Genomic DNA, 3,340 nt, shown 5'->3' with positions numbered 1-3,340 from the left:
AGCACGGACCGCAGGGCGGCCTCGAGGGCGTCGTCCGACTCGGCGGGGATGCACCGGAGGTCGACGAGGCACCGTCCGCGCTCCACCCGGGCGACGACCGGCGGCTCCCCGAGCCGGAGGGGCCCGGCGCAGCCGGGAGGCAGCTCGACCGCGACGGCAGGCAGCGGCATACCGGGGGCTGCTCCCCCGCCGACGGCCCCGGCCACCTCGACGACCTGCCGGCCCAGGGCTGCGGCGAGGCGCTCGGTGCGGGCGCGCAGGGCCCCCGGCTCGGCGTGCAGCGTGGCGGGCACGGGCGGGACGGGCCCGCGCAGCGTGGCCTCGAGCGCCGCGAGGGTCAGCTTGTCGACGCGCAGCGCGCGGGCGAGCGGGTGCCGACGCAGGCGCTCGACGACGTCGGGGTCGCCGAGGACGAGACCGGCCTGCGGGCCGCCGAGCAGCTTGTCGCCGCTGGCCGTCACGACCGCCGCACCGGCCTCCAGCGCCGAGGCGGCGTCGGGCTCGTCGGGCAGGAGCGGGTCGGGACGGAGGAGACCGCTGCCGATGTCCATGACGACGGGCACGCCGAGCGAGGCCAGCTCGCGCACCCCCACGGACGACGTGAACCCCTCGATGCGGAAGTTGCTCGGGTGCACCTTGAGGATGCAGCCGGTGTCCGGACCGACGGCGTCGGCGTAGTCGGTGAGACTCGTCCGGTTGGTCGTGCCCACCTCGCGCAGCCGGGCGCCCGTCGACTCGATGAGGTCGGGCAGGCGGAAGCCGTCACCGATCTCGACGAGCTCGCCGCGGCTCACGACCACTTCCCGGCCGGCGGCCAGCGCCGTCGTGGCGAGCACGAGGGCCGCAGCGCCGTTGTTGACCACGAGGGCGCCACCGGCGGCGGGCACGGCCTCGCGCAGCGCGGCAAGGGTGTCGCGACCGCGGCGGGCGCGGGCGCCGGTGGCGAGGTCGAACTCGACGTCCACGTAGCCGGCGGCCGCAACGACGGCCTCGACGGCCACCGGCGACAGGGGCGCTCGGCCGAGGTTGGTGTGCACGACGACGCCCGTCGCGTTGAGCACCGGGCGCAGGCCGGTCGTACGCGTCGGGAGCTGCGCGAGCGCCGCCTCGACGACCTCTCCCGGAGCGATCTCACCCGCGCGGGCCCGTTGCTGCGCGCCGGTCACGGCCGCCTTGACCGCGGTGGAGCCGTGCCGGGCGACCGCCTCGGCGAACGCCGGGAGCGCCAGCACGGCGTCGGTGCGCGGGATGAGCCGCCGCGGGTCGACCTGCGACACCTGCCCACTCCTCTCACCGGGACGTGCCGGCCGGTCCAGGGTCGGCACGGCAAGCATGGCGGAGGTGGACGGGAATCGAACCCGCCAGGCCGAGATGCTCGGCCTCACCGGTTTTGAAGACCGGGGGGACCACCAGGTGCCCAGACACCTCCACGCCCCACCGTACCCACCCGCCCCACGGCTCGCTGCGCTGCGGTCGGCGCATACAGTCAAACCATGGACGTGGCTCACGACGCACCCACCCGGCTGACGCAGTACGCGCACGGCGGCGGCTGCGCGTGCAAGATCCCCCCGGGCGAGCTCGAGGACATGGTCCGCGGCCTCACCGGCATCCCGGAGGCAGACCTGCTCGTCGGGCTGGACGACGGTGACGACGCCGCCGCCGTCCGCATCTCCGACGGGCTCGCGGTGCTCTCGACGGCCGACTTCTTCACGCCCTTGGTCGACGACGCGTACGACTGGGGCCGCATCGCAGCGGCCAACGCCCTGTCCGACATCTACGCGATGGGCGGCCGCCCCGTCCTCGCCGTCAACCTCCTCGGCTGGCCCCGGGACGTGCTTCCCGCCGAGCTGGCCACGGAGGTGCTGCGGGGTGGGCTCGACGTCGCCCGCCTGGCCGGCTGCCCGGTCGCCGGGGGTCACAGCATCGACGACCCCGAGCCGAAGTACGGCATGGCCGTGACCGGCGTCGCCGACCCGGTTCGCCTGCTGCGCAACGACGCCGGCCGCGCAGGGCTGCCGCTCAGCCTCACCAAGCCGCTCGGCGTGGGCGTCCTCAACAACCGCCACAAGGCGACGGGCGAGACCTTCCCGGAGGCCGTGGCCTCGATGGTCGCCCTCAACGACGTGGCCAGCCGCGAGGCCCTCGCGGCCGGCGTGCAGGCGGCCACCGACGTCACCGGGTTCGGGCTGCTCGGACACCTCTACAAGCTCGCCCGGGCCTCGAACGTGACGGCCGTCGTCGACGCCGCCGCGGTGCCCTACCTCGACGGAGCCCGAAGCTCGCTGGCCGACGGCTTCGTGCCCGGCGGCAGCCGGCGCAACCTCGACTGGGTGCGCCCGCACCTCGACGCCTCCGTCGACCTCGACGAGCTGCTGCTGCTCGCCGACGCGCAGACGAGCGGTGGCCTCCTCGTCGCCGGCGAGATCCCGGGCGGGACCGTCATCGGGGAGCTCGTCCCTCGGGACGGGCACGTGCTGCGAGTGCGATGACCGAGCCGATGTCCGAGCCGATGACCGAGCCGATGAGCCGGCTCGACGCCATGCTCGCGACGGCGCGGGCAAGCCTGCGGCAGCGGCTGACCCCCGAGCAGGCGCGTGACGAGCAGGCCCGCGGGGCACTGCTCGTCGACACCCGCACCGAGACGCAACGGGCCCGGCAGGGCGACCTGCCGGGCGCGATCGTCATCGACCGGACGGTCCTGGAGTGGCGGCTCGACCCCGAGGGCCCGCACCGCATCCCCGAGGCCGACTCCCCGGGCGTCCGGGTGATCGTCGTCTGCCGCCAGGGCTACAGCAGCTCCCTCGCCGCCCGGTCCCTGCAGCAGCTGGGCCTCGACGCCACCGACGTCATCGGTGGCGTCGAGGCCTGGGTGGCTGCGGGGTTGCCGCTGGCACACGGTCCTGCCGACGTGCGGGAGTGACCGGGGCTGCCGCTCTCGCCGCAGACCCGGGCGACCTCAGACGCGCTGGTGCCGCGGAGGCTTCGTCACGAGGGGGATCACGAGCGAGACGAGCGTGATGATGCCGATGACGGTGAAGCCGAGCGTGTAGGCCTTGTCGCTGCCGATCAGCGACGCGATGAGCAGCGGGCCGACGACGCCGCCGATGCTCCACCCGATGAGCATGAGGCCGTAGATGGCCCCGACGTTCCGGACGCCGAAGAACTTGCCGGCCGTCGACGGCATCGTGCCGAAGGCTCCGCCGTAGCAGAGGTAGACCAGGGCGGCCAGCACGGCGAAGACCGCCTTGTTGGACACGTGGGGGATGAGGAGCAGGCACACGCCCTGGATGCCCAGGATGCCGAGGAACGCAGGCATCTTGCCGACGAGGTCGGACAGCCA

4 protein-coding genes and 1 tRNA gene are annotated in these 3,340 nt (G+C 74.5%); 2 read left to right on the top strand and 3 right to left on the bottom strand.

Going from position 1 to position 3,340, the window contains the following annotated elements:
- Together selA and ABD194_RS08555 are read right to left on the bottom strand one after the other, a co-directional pair.
- Positions 1-1,277 (bottom strand): L-seryl-tRNA(Sec) selenium transferase (gene selA, locus ABD194_RS08560; RefSeq protein WP_343990111.1); only part of this gene is annotated, 1,277 nt, incomplete at its 3' end.
- Positions 1,278-1,333: 56 nt separating this feature from the next.
- A tRNA-Sec gene (locus ABD194_RS08555) sits at positions 1,334-1,429 on the bottom strand.
- A 64-nt stretch (positions 1,430-1,493) separates the two neighbouring features.
- On the opposite strand from ABD194_RS08555, the gene selD reads away from it, so the two are divergent.
- Positions 1,494-2,489, top strand: a complete 996-nt coding sequence (gene selD, locus ABD194_RS08550) for a selenide, water dikinase SelD (RefSeq protein ID WP_343990108.1) — start codon at positions 1,494-1,496, stop codon at positions 2,487-2,489.
- Positions 2,490-2,497: 8 nt separating this feature from the next.
- Complete coding sequence (locus tag ABD194_RS08545) at positions 2,498-2,920, top strand: rhodanese-like domain-containing protein (protein WP_343990106.1); 423 nt, start codon at positions 2,498-2,500, stop codon at positions 2,918-2,920.
- A gap of 36 nt (positions 2,921-2,956) precedes the next feature.
- On the opposite strand, the gene ABD194_RS08540 is transcribed toward ABD194_RS08545, so the two are convergent.
- Positions 2,957-3,340, bottom strand: a 384-nt coding sequence (locus ABD194_RS08540; RefSeq protein ID WP_343990103.1) for an MFS transporter, incomplete at its 5' end; no start/stop codon positions are given.

The sequence above is a fragment of the Terrabacter terrae genome, assembly GCF_039529575.1.
GTDB lineage: Bacteria > Actinomycetota > Actinomycetes > Actinomycetales > Dermatophilaceae > Terrabacter > Terrabacter terrae.
The sequence above is the reverse complement of the archived record's forward strand: the minus strand, read 5'-3'. Positions and strand labels throughout refer to the sequence as shown.